This is a genomic window from uncultured Bacteroides sp., from assembly GCF_958445495.1.
Lineage (GTDB): Bacteria > Bacteroidota > Bacteroidia > Bacteroidales > Bacteroidaceae > Bacteroides.
Genome location: NZ_CAUCSQ010000101.1, coordinates 1 through 3,082, shown reverse-complemented (window position 1 = coordinate 3,082; position 3,082 = coordinate 1). Strand labels below are relative to the sequence as shown.

Here is a 3,082-nt window from a genome sequence, read left to right as displayed (position 1 = left end):
AGTTCTGCTGTCTGATACAAGAGGATAAATTGAATTGATAGAACTCACCTTAATTATATCAACATCTAAATCAAACGAACAATGAGTAAAGAAATTATCTATATCTTTTTAGGCGGCGGCACAGGCAGCGCACTGCGTTATTGCATACAATTGCTTATGCATGAGCGAATCATTCCTTATAATTTCCCATGGGCCACTTTCACCGTCAATTTTCTCGGGAGCTTCTTTATCGGCCTGTTTTACGTCTTTTCCGAACGATTCCATTTATCTCCGGAAATACGCTTGCTGTTGACAACCGGATTATGCGGAGGATTTACCACCTTCTCTACCTTTTCCAACGACAGCATCAATTTGTTGAAAGGGGAATTTTACGGAACGTTTGCCATCTACGTTTTGTCGAGTATGGCATTAGGATTGGGCGCCGTCATGGCAGGAGGATATCTGGGAAAACAACTGTAATGCCTGAACACCTCAAACAACCGTTACAAATATGATAAAAAGAAATACTGCTAAACCCGTACGGGTGATTCCTCCGATGCTGGAAAAACAGGAATCCCATACAGACACTCTACAAGAATGTCTCGAAAGAGAGGAGACCGTCTCTGACCTTTTATTCTGCAAAGGCAAAGAGGAAGGTATCAACCACTCTTATAAAAGTTTTAAAAATTGTACTTTCCGGAACCGGATATTCCGCGAATGTAAACTCCGCTCTTCCCAACTGACGGATGTCCGGTTTGAGAACTGTGACTTATCTAATCTCTCTTTTGCGGAAAGTTCCCTGTACAGGGTGGAATTTATTTCCTGTAAACTGTTGGGAACCAACTTCTCGGGAACAACATTGAATCATGTCTTATTACATGAATGCAATGCCGGATACATCAATTTCGCCATGAGCAAAATGAATCAGGTGCGTTTTACCCACTGCCAATTCGGGAACGGGAGTTTTAACGACTGTCGTTTCTCCTCCGTCGCTTTTGAAAGTTGCGACTTGGCAGAATCCGATTTCTCGCATGCTCCCCTTCGGGGCATTGACTTACGTACTTCCCGTATCAACGGCATAACCCTCAACATCAATGATTTGAAAGGAAGCATCATAACCTCTTTACAGGCTATGGATTTGCTTCCGCTATTAGGCGTAATCATCAGAGACTAAAAAAACAGGATTCTCTTTTTACTGATATTCAAACAAAAATACCATTCCATTGTTATATGATAAGGCCGGACTAATGACATATAGGGAATAAAACGGGAAAGAATACCTATTTATAGTGATTTTCCACTCCCTGTCAAGTCCGTATTTTTGCAGAAATCTTATTCAAAAACAATAGAAACGATGAAAATTGAAAAAATTGTAGCTCGAGAAATTCTCGATTCAAGAGGTAATCCTACAGTAGAGGTTGACGTAGTATTGGAATCAGGCATTATGGGACGCGCATCAGTACCGTCCGGTGCTTCCACAGGTGAACACGAGGCGTTGGAACTTCGTGACGGCGACAAAAAACGGTATGGTGGAAAAGGTGTACAAAAAGCGGTTGACAATGTAAATAAAATTATCGCTCCGAAGCTAATCGGCATGTCTTCACTCAACCAAAGAGGAATTGACTGCGCCATGTTGGCACTGGACGGTACTAAGACTAAATCCAACTTAGGTGCTAACGCTATTCTCGGCGTATCTCTCGCCGTAGCCAAAGCAGCAGCCAATTATCTCGATCTTCCCTTATACCGTTATATCGGTGGAACAAATACGTATGTAATGCCCGTACCTATGATGAATATCATCAACGGAGGGTCACACAGCGATGCTCCTATCGCATTCCAAGAATTCATGATTCGTCCGGTAGGCGCTTCTTCTTTCAAAGAAGGTTTGAGAATGGGAGCTGAAATATTCCATGCTTTGAAAAAGGTATTAAAAGACCGCGGCCTTAGCACTGCTGTCGGTGATGAAGGCGGATTCGCCCCCAACCTGGAAGGTACGGAAGATGCTCTGAATTCTATTATCGCCGCAATCAAAGCTGCAGGATACGAACCGGGCAAAGACGTTATGATTGGTATGGACTGCGCTTCTTCCGAGTTCTATCATGACGGAATTTACGATTACACTAAATTTGAAGGCGAAAAAGGAAAGAAACGTACTGCCGAAGAACAGATTAACTATCTGGAAGAACTAATCAACAAATATCCTATCGACTCTATCGAAGACGGTATGAGTGAAAATGACTGGGAAGGCTGGAAGAAGCTGACTGAACGCATTGGTAACCGTTGCCAATTGGTAGGAGACGATTTGTTCGTAACCAATGTGGACTTCTTGGCCAAAGGTATTGAAAAAGGTTGTGCCAACTCTATCCTGATTAAAGTAAACCAAATCGGTTCGCTGACGGAAACACTGAACGCTATCGAAATGGCGCACCGTCATGGATACACGACTGTTACTTCCCACCGTTCGGGTGAAACGGAAGACGCTACTATCGCCGATATTGCTGTAGCGACCAACAGCGGACAAATCAAGACAGGTTCTTTAAGCCGTTCCGACCGTATGGCTAAATACAATCAGTTGCTCCGCATTGAAGAGGAACTGGGTGATTTGGCAGTGTACGGATACAAGAGAATCAAATAATAGTCTTTCATTTCCAGACAAGATATCCAGAGGCTGTCTCAAAACAAATTTGAGACGGCCTCTTTTTTTGTGTGAGGTTCTGCTCCATTGATGTTATTTCAAAAGAATATATAATCCCTCAGGATTTTACGTTGACCCTATATTTCCCCATTTTATTAACAACTCCTGCACTTGCCCCATGCTTTTTTCACCTTTTCCCGGATTTATATCCCGATAAGTCAAAGAAGCGGAATCACGGAGTCCCTGCTTTATCGCAGACTCGGCACATTCCCATATTTCACCGAACTGTCCGGCTGTCTTATTGATAAGATAGATGGATTTTCACCACCACTACCGGTACAATAACATCTCTTCTCAATGAAATGTACTCCATTTTTCAATGGACGACAGTTCAAACACAACTGCTCGTGACTTGCAAGTTACCTACATCTCTTTTTTTTTCGTATATTTGATAATTCGCAAACGACC

The 3,082-nt window shown here is 42.6% G+C and carries 3 protein-coding genes; all 3 read left to right on the top strand.

The annotated features are described in order from the left end of the window. Positions 1 to 81: 81 nt before the first annotated feature. The 3 genes from crcB to eno all read left to right on the top strand — a co-directional run bounded on the left by crcB (position 82) and on the right by eno (position 2,614). Positions 82 to 459, top strand: a complete 378-nt coding sequence (crcB, locus tag Q5076_RS17845; RefSeq protein WP_303015163.1) for a fluoride efflux transporter CrcB — start codon at positions 82 to 84, stop codon at positions 457 to 459. A 31-nt stretch (positions 460 to 490) separates the two neighbouring features. After that, a complete protein-coding gene (locus Q5076_RS17840) occupies positions 491 to 1,153 on the top strand; it encodes a pentapeptide repeat-containing protein (RefSeq protein WP_303015161.1) in 663 nt (220 codons plus the stop codon). Positions 1,154 to 1,333: 180 nt separating this feature from the next. Beyond that, the gene (eno, locus tag Q5076_RS17835; protein ID WP_303015159.1) at positions 1,334 to 2,614 is read left to right on the top strand and encodes a phosphopyruvate hydratase; all 1,281 of its coding nucleotides are present in this window, start codon (positions 1,334 to 1,336) and stop codon (positions 2,612 to 2,614) included. Positions 2,615 to 3,082: the final 468 nt, after the last annotated feature.